This is a genomic window from Citrobacter sp. B72 (genome assembly GCF_016894305.1).
GTDB classification, from domain to species: domain Bacteria; phylum Pseudomonadota; class Gammaproteobacteria; order Enterobacterales; family Enterobacteriaceae; genus Citrobacter; species Citrobacter portucalensis.
The window spans coordinates 1455821-1477489 of record NZ_CP069801.1 but is presented as its reverse complement, the minus strand read 5'-3'; the positions used below and the strand labels follow the sequence as shown (position 1 = coordinate 1477489).

General features: G+C 54.4%; 19 protein-coding genes. 6 read left to right on the top strand and 13 right to left on the bottom strand.

Translation table 11 applies throughout. From position 1 onward, the window contains the following. Window positions 1–10: 10 nt before the first annotated feature. The 9 genes from JQN59_RS06965 to maeB all read right to left on the bottom strand — a co-directional run bounded on the left by JQN59_RS06965 (window position 11) and on the right by maeB (window position 7931). Window positions 11–1414 carry an aldehyde dehydrogenase family protein gene (locus tag JQN59_RS06965; protein ID WP_149607882.1) on the bottom strand — a complete coding sequence of 468 codons (1404 nt, stop codon included), beginning with the start codon at window positions 1412–1414 and terminating at the stop codon, window positions 11–13. An 11-nt stretch (window positions 1415–1425) separates the two neighbouring features. Next, complete coding sequence (gene eutN, locus JQN59_RS06960; protein ID WP_003038011.1) at window positions 1426–1713, bottom strand: ethanolamine utilization microcompartment protein EutN; 288 nt, start codon at window positions 1711–1713, stop codon at window positions 1426–1428. 114 nt (window positions 1714–1827) lie between these two features. Continuing rightward, a complete protein-coding gene (gene eutM / locus JQN59_RS06955; protein WP_003835054.1) occupies window positions 1828–2121 on the bottom strand; it encodes an ethanolamine utilization microcompartment protein EutM in 294 nt (97 codons plus the stop codon). A 40-nt stretch (window positions 2122–2161) separates the two neighbouring features. Next, on the bottom strand, window positions 2162–3178 hold the full coding sequence (pta, locus tag JQN59_RS06950; RefSeq protein WP_008785422.1) for a phosphate acetyltransferase: 1017 nt from the start codon (window positions 3176–3178) through the stop codon (window positions 2162–2164). Then, the gene (gene eutT / locus JQN59_RS06945; RefSeq protein ID WP_003835057.1) at window positions 3175–3978 is read right to left on the bottom strand and encodes an ethanolamine utilization cob(I)yrinic acid a,c-diamide adenosyltransferase EutT; all 804 of its coding nucleotides are present in this window, start codon (window positions 3976–3978) and stop codon (window positions 3175–3177) included. Before eutT ends, pta begins: the two co-directional genes overlap by 4 nt. 9 nt (window positions 3979–3987) lie before the next feature. Then, window positions 3988–4686, bottom strand: coding sequence for an ethanolamine utilization acetate kinase EutQ (gene eutQ / locus JQN59_RS06940; protein ID WP_149607881.1), 699 nt, complete (start codon window positions 4684–4686; stop codon window positions 3988–3990). Continuing rightward, window positions 4664–5143, bottom strand: coding sequence for an ethanolamine utilization acetate kinase EutP (gene eutP, locus JQN59_RS06935; protein ID WP_003037998.1), 480 nt, complete (start codon window positions 5141–5143; stop codon window positions 4664–4666). Before eutP ends, eutQ begins: the two co-directional genes overlap by 23 nt. A 12-nt stretch (window positions 5144–5155) precedes the next feature. After that, window positions 5156–5491 carry an ethanolamine utilization microcompartment protein EutS gene (gene eutS / locus JQN59_RS06930; protein ID WP_003037995.1) on the bottom strand — a complete coding sequence of 112 codons (336 nt, stop codon included), beginning with the start codon at window positions 5489–5491 and terminating at the stop codon, window positions 5156–5158. Window positions 5492–5651: 160 nt separating this feature from the next. Continuing rightward, complete coding sequence (gene maeB, locus JQN59_RS06925) at window positions 5652–7931, bottom strand: NADP-dependent oxaloacetate-decarboxylating malate dehydrogenase (protein WP_003838520.1); 2280 nt, start codon at window positions 7929–7931, stop codon at window positions 5652–5654. A gap of 280 nt (window positions 7932–8211) precedes the next feature. Between maeB and tkt the strand changes: the two genes are divergently transcribed. Then, the gene (tkt, locus tag JQN59_RS06920; RefSeq protein WP_128316383.1) at window positions 8212–10206 is read left to right on the top strand and encodes a transketolase; all 1995 of its coding nucleotides are present in this window, start codon (window positions 8212–8214) and stop codon (window positions 10204–10206) included. Here the strand turns inward: tkt and JQN59_RS06915 are convergent. From JQN59_RS06915 to aegA, 3 genes are all read right to left on the bottom strand, one after another. Beyond that, entirely contained in the window at window positions 10196–11239 is a 1044-nt protein-coding gene (locus JQN59_RS06915) for a DUF1176 domain-containing protein (RefSeq protein WP_149607880.1), read from the bottom strand. The two genes, tkt and JQN59_RS06915, sit on opposite strands and share 11 nt — an antisense overlap. Before the next feature lie 123 nt (window positions 11240–11362). After that, entirely contained in the window at window positions 11363–11938 is a 576-nt protein-coding gene (nudK, locus tag JQN59_RS06910; RefSeq protein WP_048224974.1) for a GDP-mannose pyrophosphatase NudK, read from the bottom strand. A gap of 156 nt (window positions 11939–12094) precedes the next feature. Next, window positions 12095–14074, bottom strand: a complete 1980-nt coding sequence (gene aegA / locus JQN59_RS06905) for a formate-dependent uric acid utilization protein AegA (protein WP_149607879.1) — start codon at window positions 14072–14074, stop codon at window positions 12095–12097. A gap of 260 nt (window positions 14075–14334) precedes the next feature. Between aegA and narQ the strand changes: the two genes are divergently transcribed. Beyond that, complete coding sequence (gene narQ / locus JQN59_RS06900) at window positions 14335–16032, top strand: nitrate/nitrite two-component system sensor histidine kinase NarQ (RefSeq protein ID WP_020996701.1); 1698 nt, start codon at window positions 14335–14337, stop codon at window positions 16030–16032. A 184-nt stretch (window positions 16033–16216) separates the two neighbouring features. Continuing rightward, window positions 16217–19330: a multidrug efflux RND transporter permease AcrD gene (acrD, locus tag JQN59_RS06895; protein WP_048215800.1), complete on the top strand. Its 3114-nt coding sequence runs from the start codon at window positions 16217–16219 to the stop codon at window positions 19328–19330. Window positions 19331–19405: 75 nt separating this feature from the next. Here the strand turns inward: acrD and ypfM are convergent, their stop codons facing one another. Beyond that, entirely contained in the window at window positions 19406–19465 is a 60-nt protein-coding gene (gene ypfM / locus JQN59_RS06890) for a protein YpfM (protein ID WP_001386977.1), read from the bottom strand. Window positions 19466–19854: 389 nt separating this feature from the next. On the opposite strand from ypfM, the gene JQN59_RS06885 reads away from it, so the two are divergent. Genes JQN59_RS06885 through JQN59_RS06875 form a run of 3 tightly spaced genes read left to right on the top strand, consistent with a single transcriptional unit; the run spans window position 19855 to window position 21570 of the window. After that, window positions 19855–20211: an ArsC family reductase gene (locus tag JQN59_RS06885; protein ID WP_003835078.1), complete on the top strand. Its 357-nt coding sequence runs from the start codon at window positions 19855–19857 to the stop codon at window positions 20209–20211. 3 nt (window positions 20212–20214) lie between these two features. Next, a complete protein-coding gene (dapE, locus tag JQN59_RS06880) occupies window positions 20215–21342 on the top strand; it encodes a succinyl-diaminopimelate desuccinylase (RefSeq protein ID WP_048215799.1) in 1128 nt (375 codons plus the stop codon). 27 nt (window positions 21343–21369) lie between these two features. Next, a complete protein-coding gene (locus tag JQN59_RS06875) occupies window positions 21370–21570 on the top strand; it encodes a YpfN family protein (RefSeq protein WP_003835080.1) in 201 nt (66 codons plus the stop codon). Window positions 21571–21669 lie beyond the last annotated feature (99 nt).

Sequence of the window (21669 nt, the reverse complement as noted above, 5' to 3'; positions counted from 1 at the left end):
CATTTACTCCTTATACAATTCTGAAGGCGTCTACCAACACACAGCGACGCAGACGCACAAACGTACGCGCACTGGTCACCCCTTCCCCGGTTGGTGTGGTAATGGTCATCGTGGTCCAGCCTTCACCGCCCAGTCCAAGACCGGCAATACACGGCCCGTTCTTAACGAAGATGCTGGTATCAATAGCGTTTGCCATACGGTTCATATTTTCGATATTGCGTGAGTGCATCGCCGCCGTATGGTGGCAGCCGCCTTCCAGCTTGACCGCCAGTTCAATGGCTTCATCGACGTTAGCAACCCGCACGACCGGCAACACCGGCATCATCAGTTCGGTAACGGCAAACGGATGCGTCGCGGAGGTTTCGACGAATAACAGACGGGTTTGCTCCGGTACGTTCAGACCAATCGCCGCAGCGATTTTTCCGGCATCGCGCCCGACCCAGTCACGACTGACTGTGCCTTTACCGCGCTCATCGATATTTTTCAGCAGCACCAGCTGCAGCTGTTCGGCCTGAGCCGCGGTCAGTTTCACCGCATGCTGGCTTTCCATCAGACGCATCAGTTCATCAGCGACGCTATCGACCACGATCAGCACTTTTTCGTCGGCGCAGATGATGTTGTTATCAAACGATGCACCTTTGACTATCGACTGCGCCGCGCGTGCCAGGTCAGCCGTTTCATCAACCACCACTGGTGGATTACCCGCACCAGCGGCAATCAGACGTTTGTTGGTGTGCTTACGCGCGGCATCCACTACGGCTTCGCCACCGGTGACGACCAGCAGGCCGATACCTGGGTACTTGAACAGACGCTGCGCAGTCTCGATATCCGGGTTGGCAACCGTCACCAACAGGTTTGCCGGACCACCTGCAGCAACCACCGCCTGGTTAAGCAGAGTGATAGCGCGCTGAGAGACTTTTTTCGCCGCCGGATGCGGTGCGAAGACCACGCTGTTACCAGCGGCAATCAGGCTGATGGCGTTGTTAATGACGGTCGCGGCCGGGTTGGTGGATGGGGTTACCGAGGCCACCACGCCCCACGGTGCGTTTTCAATCAGCGTCAGACCGTTATCGCCGGTCAGAACCTGTGGAGACAGGCATTCCACACCCGGCGTGCCGCGCGCCTGCGCCACGTTTTTGGCAAATTTATCTTCGACGCGTCCCATGCCGGTTTCAGTGACGGCAAGTTCCGCTAATTCTCTGGCGTGCTTTTCGCCCGCCTCACGTAGAGCCGTGATAGCCAGTTGGCGCATGGCGACGCTTTTCAACCCCTGCTGGGCCAGTTTTGCTGCCGCCACTGCGTCATCCAGGGAGGCAAAAACGCCCATTTCTTGAACGGCACTGACGGGTTGGCTGCTGTCTTTCATTTTCAGCAGTACCGCTTTCACGACCTGTTCAATATCCTGTTGATTCATGATTTTCTGCCTTATTTATGGAAGATCACCTGACCACCTGCCACCACTTCATCGACAATGCCAATCACGCACAGATCGACAGGCGATGATTCATTCCGGTGCGCCTGACGGGCGGAGCTTCCGCTGACCAGCAGCACCCACTCTCCGGTTCCCGCCCCGATGCTGTCGATAGCAACAGCACATTGCCCGTCGGGATTTCCCTGGGCGTCAATCATTTCCACCATCAGCAACTTGTCGTGCGCGAGCCCCTGATGGCGTACGGTACAAACAATTTGTCCTGTAACGATTGCCAGTTTCATACGCGCCTCCGTGGCATATTTCAGGTAAAACCTCCCCCTACCCTCCGCAGAAGGTAATGTGAAAAGGAGAGAGGGTGACGCCAGCAATGAAGTCTGTGGCGTCACATGGACGACTTACATGTCGTTGCTGTCGCCTTTAAAGCTGATCGGGAACACTTCTTCCAGATCGCCGTGCGGACGTGGGATCACGTGTACTGAAACCAGCTCGCCAATACGCTGTGCTGCCGCAGCACCTGCGTCCGTTGCAGCTTTACATGCCGCTACATCGCCACGGACCATGGCAGTGACCAGACCGCCACCGATCTGCTTCACGCCAACCAGTTTCACGCGTGCCGCTTTAACCATTGCGTCAGAAGCCTCAATCAGTGCAACCAGGCCCCGGGTTTCAATCATTCCTAATGCTTCCATTATGCTTTCCTCTTAAGTCAAAGGGGTCCAGAACGGGACCTTATACAACCAGTGTGTGCGAGGCGTTTTCACGACTCACGTCAGTCTGGCGAGGCACTGCTGCCACCAACGCCAGTTCGATAATTTCCTGTACGCTACAGCCACGAGAGAGATCATGAAGCGGTGCGGCAAGCCCTTGAATCAACGGACCTACTGCGCGATATCCTCCCAGACGCTGAGCTATTTTGTAGCCAATATTGCCTGCCTCCAGCGATGGGAAGACCATCACATTGGCATTGCCCTTTAACGGACTGGCGGGCGCTTTTTGCGCGGCGACATCCGGAACAAAGGCGGCATCAAATTGCAGTTCTCCGTCCACGGTAAGCTGCGGGGCACGCTCACGAACGATCTCGGTCGCCTGCTGCACGTTAGCGACGTTAGGATGGCGAGCACTGCCATTACTTGAAAACGACAGCATAGCCACGCGCGGCTCTTCACCTGTGATCGCCTGCCATGTCTGCGCGCTGGCAATCGCAATATCCGCAAGCTGTGCGGCGGTGGGCTGCGGCACGACGCTGCAATCGGCAAAACCTAATGACGGACCAAGGTACTGCGGCAGCATCAGGAAAATTGACGACAGCGTTTTACAGCCAGGCTGTAGCCCGATAATGCGTAATCCGGCACGCAGCACGTTCGCTGTTGATGAGAGATTGCCCGCAATACAGACGTCAGCTTTACCCGCGCTAACCATTGCAGCGGCGAACATCAGCGGATCGTTGAGTTTTTCCAGCGCATCCGCAGGCGTTTTATCTCCCGCGCGGGCCAGCCAGCGCAGCGCAAACTCTTCGCGCATTGGCTGATTGCTTTGCGGATCGATAACCTGAATACCATCCATTGCCACCCGGTGACTGAGGGCAAACTGGCGCAGCGCAAACGGACTGGCAACGAGAATGGGATGTGCCAGACCGTGCTGGTGCAGGTAATTCGCCGCCTTCAACACCCGGACATCCAGCGCATCCGGGAACACCACCCGTGCCGGTGAACGTTGGGCGAGTTGACGAGCACGTTCAATGATCATTGCTTCTCCCCCAGTCGCTGTTGAATTTGGTTAACCGTCAGCGGATGCTTCGCAACGCTCAGAATCATCATCACGTAGACCGTACTGGAAAGGCGGTTGAGCGCCTGCATAATGTCCGGTCGCATAACCTCAAAACTGCGAGTGATGAACACCTGGGCCGCCACCGTCTCCGTTTCACGGACTTTGGTACGCAGCAGATTAAGCAGCGCGCAATCACGTCCGTGGCTGGCTTCAGGCACCAGATGGTCGTGGTCCAGATAGCGCAGCGGTTGATGCGAAAGACGGTGTAAATCTTCGTCACTTAAACCCACGACAGCTTGTGCTGCCAGCGGCTCATCCATGGCGTCAGCGCGCATAATATTGCCCAGGCGCGAGCGGATATCCGCCAGCCACGGCTGCCACGGTTCTGCCATCTCAATCTGCAACCACACAGCCAGGGCGATGGTGCTGTCGAGCGCGGCGCGAAATCCCAGGCGCGGATCGCTTTTGGCGACCATCTTGTCCGCCGTCAGATGCGTCAGGGTGTCCGGTTTCTTCGCCACCGGTTGATGGCACAGTTCGCAGCTGGCCTGTGGATGCGTATCGCTGCTGGTTAACCCATGCACCGGCTGCGGCTGCTGTTCTTCGTCATCAATAAACAGGCTGCCCTGCTCGTCGATAAACTTAATACGCAGATGTCGGCTTTCCAGTAATTCCCGGGCAGACGGCGTCAGGCGAGCGTCAGCGGGGAGATGAATTTCAGCCCCTTCGCTGAGCGTATGATTCGCTCTGAGCCATGCTTCGGTAATGAAATCCTTCATACATCCGCCTTAGCAGGACTGCCAGTTCGCAGGCCAGGCCACATACAGAAACTTCACCGTTGATGGCGTACCAAATTCGATGCTGGAGCCTTTCGGGATAAACATGACGTCCCCGGCTTTTGCAATCATGGTTTCGCCTTTGTGGCGAACGTGCAGCTCGCCTTCCAGAATCATGTCGATTTCGTCGTAGTTCAGCGTCCATGGGAAAAAGGCGTTATCCCACTGCATAAACCCGGCGGCCATGCTGCTACCGTCCTGGTCGGTCACCAGATCGGTTAAGCCCACGCAGTGCGGCTGCGCGCCGTCAAAACGACCAAACTTCACGCTGCTGCCGTCGATGACTTTGACGCCGCCTTTGCCGGTTACCGAGTTAAAGCTCGGCTGCATTCCGCCCTGCTCCTGCGACTGCTTCTCCTTCATAACTTTGTCCATCAGCTGGGCGACCAGGCTTTCGGTAAACTGCCCTTCCGGTAACTGCGCAATGATGGTTTCGCGAATGCGCTGGCTTTCCGTTTTGCCATCATCAACCGCCGCCGGTACAGCAGCAGTTGGCGCGGATTCATCGCATTCACTGATGGTAACACCCAGCAGCTCCGCAACTTCGCGCGCCTCCGGGGTGATGATGCTGGCGCGCAGAACAACCGATATTTCCTGTTCGCCGCGTGCGTGGGCCGCACGAATATCGTTAGCTGTGATGAGTTTTTTCACCTGCCCTTTCCTCCTTTTGGCTGAGCTCAGTCAGATAATCCACCAGGTGCTGCACGCTGCGCGGGTCATGGCTATTGAGCTCAAAAATCGGCTCCTGAAACCCCATCCCGCGAAGTAGTTGTCGCGTTGCGGCGACGTCGGCATCCGGCATGTCCGTTTTACTGATAACGGCGATTTGTCGTTTACTGGCGCCGATATCCAACAGCCCGGCAGGTAAGCGACTTTCTTTATCATTTGCCGCGTGTATATAAATCAACGTATCGACATCCTGCAGCGTGGTAATTAAGGCGTGATACCAACGCGGATGGCTAAAATATTCCCCTGGCGTATCGATATCGCCATTTTCATTAAACTCCACGGCCTGTGTTTTTCTGGCGAGGGAATAATTCCCCTGTAGCGCATTAAAGAGCGTTGTTTTCCCCGCCCCCACCGTACCGACAAATGCAATACGTTTCATCGCCGCCTCTGATTAACTTTTTGTCAGGTTGCACAAAGTGAAATTTAATAATCGACCCAGACCGCTTACCGTCTGTAATAACGCTTCTTCTACTGCGCCTACCGAACCGTAGATCACCAGTGCGCCGCTGAATCTATCGAGAAAACCGATATGTACATCCGCCGCCTTCATGGCTAAGTCACCGGCAATCATCGCGGTTTCGCCTGGCGTCAGCGTCATGATGCCGATAGCGCCCGCTTCGGGAACGCCGATCTTTTTCGCTAATTCCTCGCCGGGGTGCGCAATGAGATGCGCCAGCGTGACCTGTTTCCCCGGCACAAATTCCTGAATAATGCGTTCTTTTTCCATTGCTCACCGCCTCCGCTAAAACTGCCCTCATCGTGGCAATTTTTTGTCAGAGTAAATAACAAAATTCGGCAACCAGGTTTAAAAGGTGAAGTAGATCACTAAGAAAGGGAAAATAAAAAGGCGCGGGAGAAACCCGCGCCGGAAATAAATTAAAGTGAAATTACAGCGGCTGCGTTTGGGCTTCTACAACCGCCAGCGCCACCATATTAACGATACGACGAACAGAGGCGATCGGCGTTAATACGTGAACCGGTTTCGCAACCCCCATCAGCACTGGGCCAACCGTAACGCCTTCAGAACTGGAAACGCGTAGTAAGTTGTAACTAATACGGGCCGCTTCCATATTTGGCATCACCAGAATATTCGCTGAGCCTTTCAACGGACTGTCCGGCATGCGGTCATTACGGATGCTTTCCACCAGCGCGGCGTCGCCGTGCATTTCGCCGTCAATCATCAACTCTGGCGCGCGCGCCTTAATCAGCTCCAGCGCTTCGCGCATTTTGCTGGCCGACGGGCAGTCAGAGGAACCAAAGTTGGAGTGCGACAGCAACGCCACCTTCGGTTCGATACCAAAGCGACGCACGGTCTCTGCCGCCATCACGGCGATTTCCGCCAGTTGCTCAGGCGTAGGATCGTCGTTGACGTAGGTATCGGCGATAAAGGTGTTACCGCTTGGCAGCAGCAAGGCGTTCATCGCCCCGGCAGTATGCACGCCGTCGCGATGACCAAATACCTCTTTTACCACACTGAAGTGCTCATGATAGTCGCCAATCGTACCGCAGATCATCGCATCCGCTTCGCCGCGCTGTACCATGATTGCGCCGATCACCGTAGTGTTGGCAATCACCGCACGCTGCGCCTGCTCCTGGGTAATCCCACGACGCTTCATAATCTGGTAGTACTCGCTCCAGTACTCTTTAAAGCGCGGATCGGACTCATTGTTGACGATTTCAAAATCGACGCCCGCTTTGATCTGCAGACCCAGTTTCTGGATACGCATTTCAATAACGCTTGGACGACCGATCAGGATCGGTTTTGCCAGCCCTAACGTGATCAGCTCCTGGGTAGCGTGCAGTACGCGCGCTTCTTCCCCTTCGGTCAGCACCACGCGCTTCGGCGCTTTGCGTGCCAGGGAGAAAATCGGCTTCATGAACAGGTTGGTTTTGTAGACGAATTCAGTCAGCTTGTCGATGTAAGCGTCAAAGTCGGCAATCGGACGCGTTGCCACGCCGGAGTCCATCGCCGCTTTCGCCACCGCGGGGGCGATTTTGACGATCAGACGCGGGTCGAACGGTTTCGGAATGATGTATTCCGGGCCGAAGCTCAGGTCCTGATCGCCATAAGCAGATGCCACCACTTCACTCTGCTCAGCATGCGCCAGCTCAGCAATCGCGTGCACCGCCGCCAGTTTCATCTCTTCGTTGATGGCCGTCGCACCAACGTCCAGCGCACCGCGGAAGATGAACGGGAAGCACAGGACGTTGTTAACCTGGTTCGGGTAGTCTGAACGACCGGTACAGATGATGGCGTCGGAACGCACCTCTTTTGCCAGCGGCGGCAGGATTTCCGGCTCCGGGTTGGCGAGTGCCAGAATCATTGGCGCACGCGCCATCTTCTTAACCATTTCCTGCGTCAGCACTTTCGGGCCCGAGCAGCCGAGGAAAATATCTGCGCCGTCAATGACATCATCCAGCGTACGCTTACCGTCATCCACCACCGCGTAAGCCGCTTTGGTTTCCGCCATGTTCGGTTCGCGGTCTTTGTAAATCACACCTTTGGAGTCACAGACCACAATATTGTGTTTCTGCATACCCAGCGCTACCAGCAGGTTCATACAGGCAATCGCCGCCGCACCTGCACCAGACACCACCATGCGCACGTCAGAGATATTTTTCTCAACCACCCGCAGACCGTTCAGAATCGCGGCAGTACTGATGATTGCCGTACCGTGCTGATCATCGTGGAAGACCGGAATATTCATGCGCTCGCGCAGTTTTTGCTCAATGTAGAAGCACTCCGGCGCTTTAATATCTTCGAGGTTGATACCGCCAAACGTGGGCTCCAGGGCCGCAACCACATTGATAAACTTATCCGGATCGAGTTCATCGACTTCAATGTCGAACACGTCTATCCCGGCGAATTTCTTAAACAGAACGCCTTTACCTTCCATCACCGGTTTGCCGGCCAACGCGCCAATGTTGCCGAGACCCAGCACCGCTGTGCCGTTGGAAATAACCGCAACCAGGTTGCCGCGCGCGGTGTATTTGTAGGCTGCCAGCGGATCCTTTTCAATTTCAAGACACGGTGCAGCCACGCCCGGCGAGTAGGCCAGCGCCAGGTCGCGCTGCGTTGCCAGAGGCTTGGTCGGAGAAACCTGGATTTTACCGGGTACCGGAAATTCGTGGAAATCGAGGGCGCTTTGTTTTAACTGGTCATCCATCTTGTTGTTCCTTTCACGTATCTATCAAAAAAGTGGCGCGGGTAACCATTCTACTGAGCCGCACATTATCACCTCAGTCAACGGTACAAACTTTGAAGGTCCCCAAACTCTCACCATTCAAAGAAAGAATTTGTTATCAATTTATAACAACCATGTTACCTGCTTAATCCAGCAATACCATGCCTGTCTGCTATGCTTTTTGCTGACAACGCCCGCAATTTTCCCAAAAGTGTGAATCACAACACGCATCTAACACTTTACTTTTCAAGGAGTATTTCCTATGACCCGTAAAGAGCTTGCCAATGCCATTCGTGCGCTAAGTATGGATGCCGTCCAAAAAGCTAACTCCGGCCACCCTGGAGCACCAATGGGGATGGCCGATATCGCCGAAGTTCTGTGGAACGATTTTCTACGCCATAACCCGACCGATCCCACCTGGTACGATCGTGACCGATTTATTCTGTCCAACGGCCACGCCTCAATGCTGCTTTACAGCCTGTTGCATCTTTCCGGTTACGACCTGCCGATCGAAGAATTAAAGAACTTCCGTCAGCTCCATTCGAAGACGCCAGGGCACCCGGAAATTGGCTACACGCCAGGCGTGGAAACCACGACAGGACCGCTGGGTCAGGGTTTAGCCAACGCCGTCGGTATGGCCATTGCCGAACGTACGCTGGCAGCGCAGTTTAACCAGCCGGACCATGAGATTGTTAACCACTTTACCTGGGTCTTTATGGGCGACGGCTGTCTGATGGAGGGTATTTCACACGAGGCTTGTTCGCTGGCGGGCACGCTGGGGCTTGGCAAACTCATCGGCTTCTACGATCACAACGGCATCTCGATTGATGGTGAAACCGACGGCTGGTTTACCGACGATACTGCAAAACGCTTTGAGGCTTATCACTGGCATGTGGTGCACGACATTGACGGCCATGACCCAGAGGCGGTGAAAAAAGCCATTCAGGAAGCGCAGGCTGTTACCGATAAACCATCGCTGATTATCTGCCGCACGGTGATCGGTTTTGGCTCACCAAATAAAGCAGGGAAAGAGGAAGCGCACGGCGCTGCGCTGGGCGAAGAAGAGGTGGCACTGACCCGGCAGAAGCTGGGGTGGCATCATCCTGCTTTTGAGATCCCCAAAGAGATTTACCGGGCGTGGGACGCACGCGAGAAAGGCGAAAAAGCGCAACAAGGCTGGAAGGAGAAATTCGCAGCTTACCAACAAGCCTACCCGGAACTGGCGGCAGAGTTTACTCGCCGGATGAGCGGTGGGCTGCCGGAAAAGTGGGAAGAAACAACCCAGAAATATATTACCGAACTGCAGGCCAATCCGGCCAAAATCGCCACCCGTAAGGCCTCGCAAAATACCCTTAACGCCTACGGGCCTATACTGCCAGAGCTGCTTGGCGGTTCGGCGGATTTGGCCCCCAGCAACCTGACCATCTGGAAAGGCTCTTCCTCTCTTAAAGAGGATCATGCAGGAAACTACATCCACTACGGCGTGCGGGAATTTGGCATGACCGCGATTGCCAACGGTATCGCCCATCACGGGGGCTTCGTACCGTACACCGCTACGTTCCTGATGTTTGTCGAATATGCCCGAAATGCCGCGCGTATGGCGGCGCTGATGAAAGCCCGACAAATCATGGTTTATACCCACGACTCGATTGGCCTGGGGGAAGATGGTCCTACGCACCAGGCCGTTGAACAGCTCGCTAGCCTGCGCCTGACGCCTAATTTCAGTACCTGGCGACCGTGCGATCAGGTTGAGGCGGCGGTAGGCTGGAAGCTGGCAGTCGAACGTCATGACGGGCCAACGGCGCTGATCCTCTCGCGGCAGAATCTGGCACAGGTTGAGCGCACGCCTGAGCAAGTGCAGCAAATTGCCCGCGGCGGTTATGTACTGAAGGATGGCGGCGGTAAGCCGGATGTTATTTTGATTGCTACCGGTTCAGAAATGGAAATCACGCTGCTGGCAGCGGAAAAACTGACCGGAGAAGGTCGTAACGTGCGAGTGGTTTCTCTGCCCTCAACCGATATCTTCGACGCCCAGGATGAGGCGTACCGGGAATCGGTCCTGCCAGCAAACGTCAGCGCTCGCGTGGCGGTAGAAGCAGGAATTGCTGACTACTGGTACAAATATGTCGGGCTGAAAGGGGCAATTGTTGGGATGACGGGTTATGGAGAGTCGGCTCCAGCGGACAAATTGTTCCCGTTCTTCGGCTTTACGGTAGATAACATCGTCGACAAAGCGCACAAGGTGCTTAACGCGTGATCCACAGTGTGGGCCAGGCATCTGGCCCATGCCAGTTATCGCAGCTTGGCTCCTGGGCATAGCGCACCAGGCGAAAACGTTGACCGTCGTAGCGCCAGCGGGTCTGGATACCGCAATCTGCCAACCCTCGTCCTTTAGCGAGGGTGACCAGCTCCCGCGACTTCTCGTCAAACGTAGCGTTGGTCAGCTCCATATCGCGACTTTCTGCATCCGTTTTAAACGGCAGGCTTAACCGTACCGCGCGTGAAGTCAACGGAGTCGTACGTGAAACCACCCACGCCAGATCGATGGTGTTATACGCCCCGGCCTCACAACCAATCATCAGCAGCGCTTTATCATCCGTTAGGGCCGTGACGCGCATCTCGCGACGCAGCGGATCGATAGAGCAGCGAATACCGTTGATCCGCCAGTTACCATAGTCCAGCAGTTCACTGCGCTCCTGCTGCGTGAGAGGCGTTGGCGTTGGATTAATGACCGCTACACCTTTCAGCGCGGGGGCCGGAGGTACGCTGAGCGGAGGCTCGTCACCTTTTTCAATCCATGCAGTTTCGCTCCCCACCCGTTTTTGCTGGGCGTCGATAAACAACAACGCGGCTTTTAGCCCGGCCAGCGAAAGGTTTTGCGCACCTTTTTGCAGGGTAATCGCCTTCGCGTCCTGTACGGTTTGTAAAAATGCGCTGATGGTGGCGGGATCATCGGTCGTCAGCTGCCAGGGAGTTATGCGCCAGTGCTCGCCGCTCAGCGAGAGTGGCGCACCATCCAACAGCAGGCGCGGCGCAATATCGCTCTCTTTGACGCTGGACGATTCCAGCCCGCCCAGCTCAATACGCAACACGGCGTCGGTATGTGCCCCAGCGCTGCGGCTCAAGGTCATGACCAGGCCGTGGTGCTCTCCGGTGTTTCGCGCCACGCAAAAATTTTGGTTATTACACGTTACCTGCCAGTCAGAAAACGCCTGTTGCGCGGGCGCAGCCCACAGCAATCGGGCGGGTAGCAACCCGATCAGGAAAAGGAGAATAACGCGATAGCGCATGGACGGTACAACCCCGAAGTCAAAACACACAGCCTAAGCGGTATCTTCCTTGCGCGACTGATGTGGCTCAATAAGAATCGTCGGATTGGCCGTAAATTTGTAAAGAAATATAAATCCCGCGCATTAGTCCATGAGATGCGATGACTGCAAATAGTTCAGCAATAGCACCGTTTTACCGTCACGGATCTCACCCGTTTTGATCATTTCCAGCGCCTGTGTGAACGGCAGTTCCAGAACTTCAATATCTTCATCTTCCACGCCGCCCCCCGCGTTTGCACGCTGACTGTCACGGTATTGCGCGATGAAGAAGTGGATTATTTCCGTCACACCGCCCGGCGACATGTATAGCTCAAACAGTTTACGTACTTCACCCACTTCAAAGCCGGTCTCTTCAATCGCCTCTTTTCGAATACATGCTTCCGGTTCGTCGTTATCCAGCAGCCCGGCGCAGGTTTCAATCAGTTGACCGTCTTCGTTACCGTTGACCCATGTCGCAACGCGAAACTGGCGGATGAGCACCACCGTTTTCTTCTCCGGGTTATACAGCAGGATTGTGGCGCCGTTGCCACGATCGTAAACCTCACGTTTGTGACGGATCACCTCTCCATTCTTACGGGTCAGGTCATAAGTGATATTGCGCAGGACGAAGTAGTTATCGGAGAGGACTTTATCTTTGATGAGGGTAATTTTTTGCGACATACCGGCTCCACAGCAAGAAGTGAGAAATAATACTACGCCGTGAAACCGGGTTTGTCTTGGAACAATGTAGGCCTGATAAGCAAAGCGCCATCAGGCATTCATGCGGCACATTGCCGGATGGCAACGCTAACGCGTTTTATCCGGCCTACTCGCCGATTAATGAGATTTGACTGATTTTACGCCCAGCCAGTCGACGATCCCCTGGGCGGCGTGCCGCCCTTCCGCCATGGCCGTCACCACCAGGTCTGCACCGCGTACCGCGTCGCCACCGGCAAAGATTTTCGGGTTACTGGTTTGATAACGGTATGCACTTTCAACATCGGCGGCAATGCGCCCCCAGTTATCGACCTTAACGCCATGCGACTCCAGCCACGGCATGCCGTGTGGGTGAAAACCAAACGCCATAATCACCGCATCTGCGGGCATGACAAACTCACTCCCGGCAATGGGAACCGGGCGACGACGGCCCTGCGCATCAGGTTCGCCAAGTTGGGTACGTAAGAAACGCACACCGCTGACTCGCCCATCGGCATGCAACACCAGCTCAACCGGCTGAACGTTAAACTCGAAATTTGCCCCCTCTTCCCGGGCGTTCTTCACCTCTTTTTTTGAGCCGGGCATGTTGGCTTCATCACGACGATAGGCGCAGGTCACCTGGCTTGCGCCATGACGCAGGGCGGTTCGCACACAGTCCATTGCCGTATCGCCTCCGCCCAGCACAACCACGTTTAGTCCGGCGGTGTCGATAAACGGTTCTTCAGGCAGTTCCTCCAGCCCCATCACATGCTTGGTGTTGGCAATCAGGAACGGCAGCGCATCATACACGCCTGGCGCGTCTTCATTTGGCAGGTCCGCCTTCATGGAACGATAGGTTCCTACGCCCACGAACACGGCATCGTAATCCTCCAGCAGCTTTTCAAGCGCGACATCCTTACCCACTTCACAGTTAAGTTCAAAATGAATGCCCATGGCGCTGAAGATTTCACGGCGACGCGCCAGCAGCGATTTGTCCAGCTTGAAGGCCGGAATACCGAACGTCAGCAAACCGCCAATTTCAGGATGGCGATCGTAAACGGTGGCGCTGACGCCGCTGCGCGCAAGCACATCCGCACAGGCCAGACCCGCCGGACCCGCACCGATGATGGCAACACGCTTGTCCACTTTCTGCACATGGCTTAAGTCCGGTCGCCATCCTTTACTCAGCGCCCGATCGGAGATGTAACGCTCAATATTACCGATGGTGACTGCGCCATGCTCGCTACGCACCGTGCATGCCCCTTCGCAGAGTCGATCCTGCGGGCATACACGTCCGGTCACCTCCGGCAGGCAGTTGGTCTGGTGAGAAAGCTCAACCGCCGCGTCGATATTCCCGGCTTTGACCAGTTCAATCCACTGCGGAATGTGGTTATGCAACGGACAGGTCCATTCGCAGATACTGTGGTCGCCGCATTTCAGGCAGCGAGAGGCTTCGCGCTCCGCCTGCGCCGTACGAAACGGCAGATAGATCTCTTCAAAGCTGGTTTTCCGGGCCTCAATCGCCAGTTTATCCGGCTCCCCGCGCGCAGGCGTCGCCTGCATTTGCTCACGTTTAGTGATGACATGTGGAACAAAATCGGTAGTGCTGGCATGCCATGGCTGGCTTTCCAGACTTGCGGTACGCAGCCTGCGCGCTTTTGACAGACCGGTAAGCGAATTTTCCGTCACCAGCTGTAACGCCTGCGCCGGACAGTTTTCTACGCAGGCGGGTCCCTGTTCACGCCCCTGGCACAGATCGCATTTGTGCGCGGTAGCTTTCACCTTCCCTTTGGCGACGGGAGTGAGTACGATCTGCATCGTGCCGAAAGGACAGGCTACAACGCACGATTTACAGCCAATACACTTTTGCGGGTTCACCTGAACGCTGTCGTTATCATGGCTAATTGCCCCGTTTGGGCAGCTTCTGGCGCAGGGTGCATCTTCGCAGTGGTGGCAGGTCACCGCGCTGCGCTGCTGCTGATGCTTAATGACGGTAATTCGGGGCTGAAAATGCCGTTGGTTCAGGACATGCTGTTCGCCATTGTGAGCCATGACGCAGGCGACCTCACAGGCATGGCATCCCAGGCACTGCTGGCTATTGACCATAATAAAACGATTCATGGCTTCCTTCTTTTTTGGTTGCAAAAACCTTATTCTTTATAAGAGTGTTATTAACCGACACGGAAGGAAGCGGCAATGTTCATTTGCCCAGGAAGCACAACTATTTATCCAGAACCTGTGGCAGATCAATTTATTTCATCGCATATGAAATTGTGTTTCAGTTACCATCCAGTTTCATGGCGTTTTATTAACATTTATCAAATACACCGCATCGTTCACGCTGTTTTCAGGCGCGACGTGTATTGTGTGAGGATGCACAAGTGACGGTAAAGCGTCCGGTCTCGGCCAGTCTGGCTAAAGCTTTTTTCTACATAGTGATGCTGTCGATTCTCTCAACGGGTATTGCGCTGCTCACGCTGACCAGCAGCTTGCGAGATGCCGAAGCCATCAACGTTGCTGGCTCATTGCGCATGCAAAGCTACCGTCTGGGTTACGATCTACAAAGCCAGAGCCCGCAGCTTAACGCCCACCGCCAGCTTTTCCAGCAGGCGCTAAACTCGCCAGCATTACAGAATCTGAACGCGTGGTATGTGCCACAAGCGGTAAAAAGCCGCTATGGACGTCTGCATGCTAACTGGCTGGAAATGAACGCCCGACTGATCGACGGCGATTTAAAATGGTACCAAGCCAACATCAACAACTACGTCGATCAAATCGATCTCTTCGTGCTGGCGTTGCAGCATTATGCCGAACGCAAAGTGATGCTGGTATTTGGCATCTCGCTGGCGGGCGGGATAGGCATATTCACCCTCGTCTTCTTTACCCTGCGGCGCATTCGCCAGCAGGTGGTGCGTCCACTGAATAAACTGGTGATGGCCAGTCAGCAAATTGAACACGGTCAGTTTGATATCCCACCGCTGGATACCGGTTTGCCCAATGAACTGGGATTGCTGGGCAAAACGTTTAGCCAGATGTCGAGTGAATTACACAAGCTGTACCGCTCGCTAGAAGCCTCGGTCGCAGAGAAAACCCACGATCTCCACGAAGCCAATCGCCGTCTGGAGGTGTTGTATCAGTGCTCGCAGGCGTTAAATACCAGCCAGATTGACGTGCACTGCTTCCGCCATATTTTACAGATCGTCCGCGAACATGACGCCGCGTATTTCCTTGAGCTCACCGTCGGTGATAACTGGCGGATTAGCGAAGGGACTAAAAGCCTCGAGCTGCCAATGCAAATCCTGCCAGTCACCATGCAGGAAACCGTCTACGGCGAACTGCACTGGCAAAGTCCAAACGTCAACGCTTCTACTCCGCTGCTCAACAGCGTCTCCTCGATGCTGGGACGCGGGTTGTACTTCAACCAGGCGCAAAAACATTTTCAGCAGCTGTTGTTAATGGAAGAGCGCGCGACCATTGCACGCGAGCTGCACGACTCGCTGGCGCAGGTGCTCTCTTATTTACGCATTCAGCTCACGCTGCTGAAGCGCTCGATTCCAGAGGATAACGCTCCGGCGCAAAGCATTATGGCGGATTTCTCTCAGGCGCTGAATGATGCCTATCGTCAATTGCGCGAGCTGCTGACCACCTTCCGTCTGACCTTACAGCAGGCCGATTTACCCTCCGCCCTGCATGAAATGCTGGAAACACTGCAAAATCAGACCTCAGCTAAACTCACACTCGATTGTCGGTTGCCTACGCTTGCGCTGGATGCGCAAATGCAGGTGCATCTGTTGCAGATCATCCGCGAAGCGGTGCTGAACGCCATTAAGCATGCCAGTGCGAGCGAAATTGCTGTCAGTTGCGTAACGGCTCCGGACGGCAACCACACGGTTTATATCCGCGATAACGGCATCGGCATTGGCGAGCCGCATGAGCCTACAGGGCACTATGGACTAAATATTATGCGTGAGCGGGCGGAAAGACTAAGCGGCACGTTGACCTTCTCTCAACCTTCTGGAGGGGGAACGTTGGTGAGCATCAGTTTCCGTTCGGCTGAATCAGACAGTGAGCTAACGTAAAGAACCGCAAAGCGCCGTCGGGTCTGGATCCAGGCCTGACGGCGTTGGCACGAAAGGTATGCTGTAAACGGGCATGATAATTTACATTATCTTCTTTTTTTCTCCACGTTTGACCCGTACCTTGCCGCTAAAGTGAAGCAAGCCATACCCATAACGATACGCAGAAACACGAGGTCCTCTTTTAATGGCGAATTTTTTCATCGATCGCCCCATTTTTGCCTGGGTGTTAGCTATCCTGTTGTGCCTGACAGGAGCCCTGGCTATTTTTTCACTGCCCGTTGAGCAATATCCCGATCTGGCACCGCCAAACGTGCGGGTCACCGCCAACTATCCTGGCGCCTCGGCTCAGACTCTGGAAAACACCGTCACCCAGGTTATCGAGCAGAACATGACCGGTCTCGATAACCTGATGTACATGTCATCGCAGAGCAGCGGGACAGGTCAGGCTACGGTTACGTTGAGCTTTGTTGCCGGAACCGATCCTGACGAGGCCGTCCAGCAGGTGCAAAACCAGCTGCAATCGGCAATGCGTAAACTGCCGCAGGCGGTACAGGATCAGGGAGTTACGGTGCGTAAGACCGGGGACACCAATATTCTGACTATCGCCTTTGTCTCCACCGATGGCTCAATGGATAAGCAGGACATCGCCGACTACGTCGCCAGTAACATTCAGGATCCGCTCAGCCGTATTAACGGCGTGGGGGATATTGACGCTTACGGCTCACAGTACTCCATGCGTATCTGGCTTGACCCGGCCAAACTGAACAGTTTCCAGATGACCGCTAAAGATGTGACCGATGCTATCGAGTCACAGAATGCGCAGATTGCCGTCGGACAACTTGGCGGTACGCCTTCGGTGGACAAGCAGGCGCTGAACGCGACGATCAACGCCCAGTCGCTACTGCAGACTCCGGATGAATTCCGCGCCATTACGCTACGCGTCAACCAGGATGGTTCAGAAGTTAAACTGGGCGATGTGGCAACGGTCGAAATGGGTGCTGAAAAGTATGATTACCTCAGCCGCTTTAATGGAAATCCTGCCTCCGGCCTGGGCGTGAAGCTGGCTTCAGGCGCCAATGAAATGGCGACAGCAACGCTGGTCATTAACCGTTTGAACGAGCTGTCACAATATTTTCCGCACGGGCTGGAATATAAGGTGGCGTATGAAACCACCTCCTTTGTTAAAGCCTCAATCATCGACGTGGTAAAAACCCTTCTGGAAGCTATTGCACTGGTATTCCTCGTGATGTACCTGTTCCTGCAAAACTTCCGCGCCACGCTGATTCCCACCATCGCCGTTCCCGTCGTCCTGATGGGTACCTTCTCCGTGCTTTACGCCTTTGGCTATAGCGTTAACACCTTGACGATGTTTGCGATGGTGCTGGCGATCGGTCTGCTGGTCGATGACGCCATTGTGGTTGTGGAAAACGTCGAGCGTATTATGAGTGAGGAAGGACTCTCACCGCGGGAAGCGACACGGAAATCGATGGGACAAATCCAGGGTGCGCTGGTCGGTATCGCCATGGTGCTGTCAGCGGTGTTTATCCCGATGGCCTTCTTCGGCGGCACTACCGGGGCTATTTACCGCCAGTTCTCGATTACTATTGTTTCCGCGATGGTGCTGTCTGTTCTGGTGGCGATGATCCTGACCCCCGCTCTGTGCGCCACCCTGCTCAAACCGCTGCATAAGGGCGAGCATCACGGACAAACCGGTTTCTTCGGCTGGTTTAACCGGATGTTTAATCGCAACGCCGAGCGCTACGAAAAAGGCGTCGCCAGAATTCTGCACCGCAGCCTGCGCTGGATACTGATCTACGGCCTGCTGCTCGGCGGAATGGTTTTCCTGTTCCTGCGCCTGCCAACCTCCTTCCTGCCACTGGAAGACCGCGGCATGTTTACCACCTCGGTACAGTTGCCCAGCGGCTCCACACAGCAGCAAACATTGAAAGTGGTTGAGGAAGTGGAGAAGTATTACTTCACCCATGAGAAAGACAACATTATGTCAGTCTTTTCCACGGTCGGTTCTGGCCCTGGCGGGAACGGTCAAAACGTGGCACGTATGTTTGTCCGCTTAAAAGACTGGGATGAGCGCGACACCACTACCGGGACCTCTTTCGCCATCATCGAACGTGCGACCAAAGCCTTTAATAAGATTAAAGAAGCCCGCGTCTTCGCCAGCAGCCCTCCGGCTATCAGCGGCCTCGGAAGCTCTGCCGGTTTCGATATGGAGCTGCAGGATCACGCCGGTGCGGGCCATGATGCGTTAATGGCCGCGCGCGACAAACTCATTGAGCTGGCAGGGAAAGACACGTCCCTGACCCGCGTTCGTCATAACGGTCTGGACGACAGCCCACAGTTGCAAATTGATATCGATCAGCGCAAAGCCCAGGCGCTGGGCGTTTCCATCGACGACATCAACGACACATTGCAAACGGCCTGGGGTTCCAGCTACGTCAATGACTTTATGGACCGGGGTCGCGTGAAGAAGGTTTACGTGCAGGCGGCAGCAAAATATCGCATGCTCCCGGACGACATTAACTTGTGGTACGTCCGCAATAACAACGGTGGCATGGTGCCTTTCTCGGCCTTTGCGACTTCACGCTGGGAAACCGGTTCACCACGTCTGGAGCGCTATAACGGCTACTCCGCGGTCGAGATTGTCGGCGAAGCCGCGCCTGGCGTCAGTACCGGTACGGCAATGGACATAATGGAATCGCTGGTGCGCCAGTTACCGACAGGGTTTGGCCTCGAATGGACTGCGATGTCTTATCAGGAACGGCTATCTGGCTCTCAGGCCCCTGCCCTGTACGCCATTTCTCTGCTGGTCGTGTTCCTGTGTCTGGCGGCACTGTACGAAAGCTGGTCGGTACCCTTCTCCGTCATGTTGGTCGTGCCGTTGGGGGTCATTGGTGCGCTACTGGCGACCTGGATGCGCGGCCTGGAAAACGATGTGTATTTCCAGGTCGGGTTACTTACCGTTATCGGGCTATCGGCGAAGAACGCAATATTGATTGTTGAATTCGCCAATGAGATGAACGAGAAAGGACACGATCTGCTCGACGCCACGCTCCATGCTTGTCGCCAACGTTTACGCCCAATTCTGATGACGTCACTGGCGTTTATCTTCGGGGTGCTGCCGATGACCATCAGCAGTGGCGCTGGCTCCGGCGGTCAACATGCGGTGGGGACTGGCGTAATGGGCGGGATGATTTCAGCCACTATCCTGGCGATTTACTTCGTTCCCCTGTTCTTTGTGCTGGTGCGCAGACGCTTCCCATTGAAGCCACGCCCAGAATAATCGGACACAAAAAAGGCGACTTACGTTGAGTCGCCTTTTTTTATCCTTTACAGGATATGAATTTCTTCCAGAAAATTATTTACGAAGCATCACTTCGATAAAATCTTTCCAGTTCCCCAGTTCACGTTCAATCATAACAACCTCTCTTATTATTATGGGCATTCTACGAAATCATCATCATTAAAAGAAGGCAATTTAACCGATGGTTGCGATTGATTCCTCCAGTGTTTGGGGTTTATGTGATCACTATGCGCTATACCCATAAATTTTATGTGACTTACTGCAATATTTTGAAATATTCATACATCATCTACTACTTTCGCAATTCTGATGGAAAAACAGGCTGATGCAAACAGGCAGATTCTGATTTTTAGTTATACGGTATTTTTTGGAGCTTTCAGGAATCATTATTCACTGTTGTTCAACAATGTTATATTTTTCTATAACGATTGAATGACAATATGTATTATTCATTGCCACAGAATAAAAGAATAAATATTCAAGTTACGTCAATAAGGATTCAAATGATCACCCTTTACGGCATTAAGAATTGCGACACGATTAAAAAAGCCAGACGCTGGTTGGAGGCTCAAGGTATTGACTACCGCTTTCATGATTATCGCGTCGACGGTCTGGACAACACGCTCTTACAGTCCTTTATCAGCGAATTAGGTTGGGAGGCGCTGCTCAATACGCGTGGAACCACCTGGCGTAAACTCGATGAATCCACGCGCAGTCAAATCACCGATGCGGCTTCCGCCGCCGCGTTGATGATTGAAATGCCAGCAATTATCAAACGCCCATTGCTCTGCGCGCCGGGTAAGCCTATGCTGCTTGGTTTCAGTGAATCCAGTTATACTCTGTTTTTTAATGAGGTGTAGTCTATGTCGTGCCCGGTCATTGAGCTGACACAGCAGCTTATTCGCCGTCCTTCCCTGAGCCCGGATGATGCCGGGTGCCAGGCGTTAATGATTGAACGCCTGCGCGCGGTAGGTTTTACCGTTGAGCGAATGGACTTTGGTGACACACAGAATTTTTGGGCATGGCGCGGTAAAGGTGAGACCCTGGCATTTGCCGGTCACACCGACGTAGTGCCTGCCGGCGATGTCGATCGCTGGATCAATCCACCGTTCGAACCGACCATTCGCGATGGCATGTTGTTCGGGCGTGGCGCTGCCGATATGAAGGGTTCACTGGCGGCGATGGTCGTGGCCGCAGAACGTTTTGTCGCCCAGCATCCAAACCATCAGGGTCGTCTGGCCTTTTTGATAACGTCTGACGAAGAAGCCAGCGCCAAAAACGGCACCGTGAAGGTGGTTGAAGCGCTGATGTCGCGTAATGAACGACTGGATTATTGCCTGGTGGGTGAGCCATCCAGCACGGAAATCGTTGGCGACGTGGTGAAAAATGGACGTCGTGGTTCACTGACCTGCAACCTGACCATTCACGGCGTGCAGGGCCACGTAGCCTATCCGCATCTGGCAGATAACCCGGTACACCGCGCGGCCCCCATGCTCAACGAACTGGTGGCGATCGAGTGGGATCAGGGTAACGAATTCTTCCCGGCGACCAGCATGCAGATTGCCAATATCCAGGCTGGAACCGGAAGCAACAACGTTATCCCTGGAGAACTGTTTATCCAGTTCAACTTCCGTTTCAGCACTGAGCTGACCGATGAGATGATTAAAGCACGGGTTCACGCGCTGCTGGAGAAACATCAGCTGCGTTATACCGTCGACTGGTGGCTTTCCGGTCAGCCGTTCCTGACCGAACGCGGTAAACTGGTGGATGCAGTGGTGAACGCCATTGAGCACTATAATGAGATTAAACCGCAGTTACTGACTACAGGCGGGACGTCCGACGGGCGTTTTATTGCCCGCATGGGGGCGCAGGTAGTAGAACTTGGGCCGGTCAACGCCACTATTCATAAAATTAATGAATGTGTTAATGCCGCCGACCTGCAGCTGCTTGCCCGTATGTATCAACGTATCATGGAGCAACTCGTCGCCTGATGAGTGTTCCTGTAAGAGGAAATGAGCATGGACTGGCTGGCAAAATATTGGTGGATTCTGGTGTTGGTGTTTCTGGTAGGCGTGCTGCTGAACGTGATTAAAGATCTCAAGCGCGTCGATCACAAGAAATTTCTTGCCAACAAGCCGGAGCTTCCCCCGCATCGTGACTTTAACGATAAATGGGACGACGACGACGATTGGCCGAATAAGGACCAACCGAAGAAATAATTAGTAGGCCGATAAGTCCCGTAGGCCCGGTAAGCGTTAGCGCCACCGGGCATTACGTGCCGGATGGCAACGCTTCGCGTTTTATCCGGCCTACGGTGA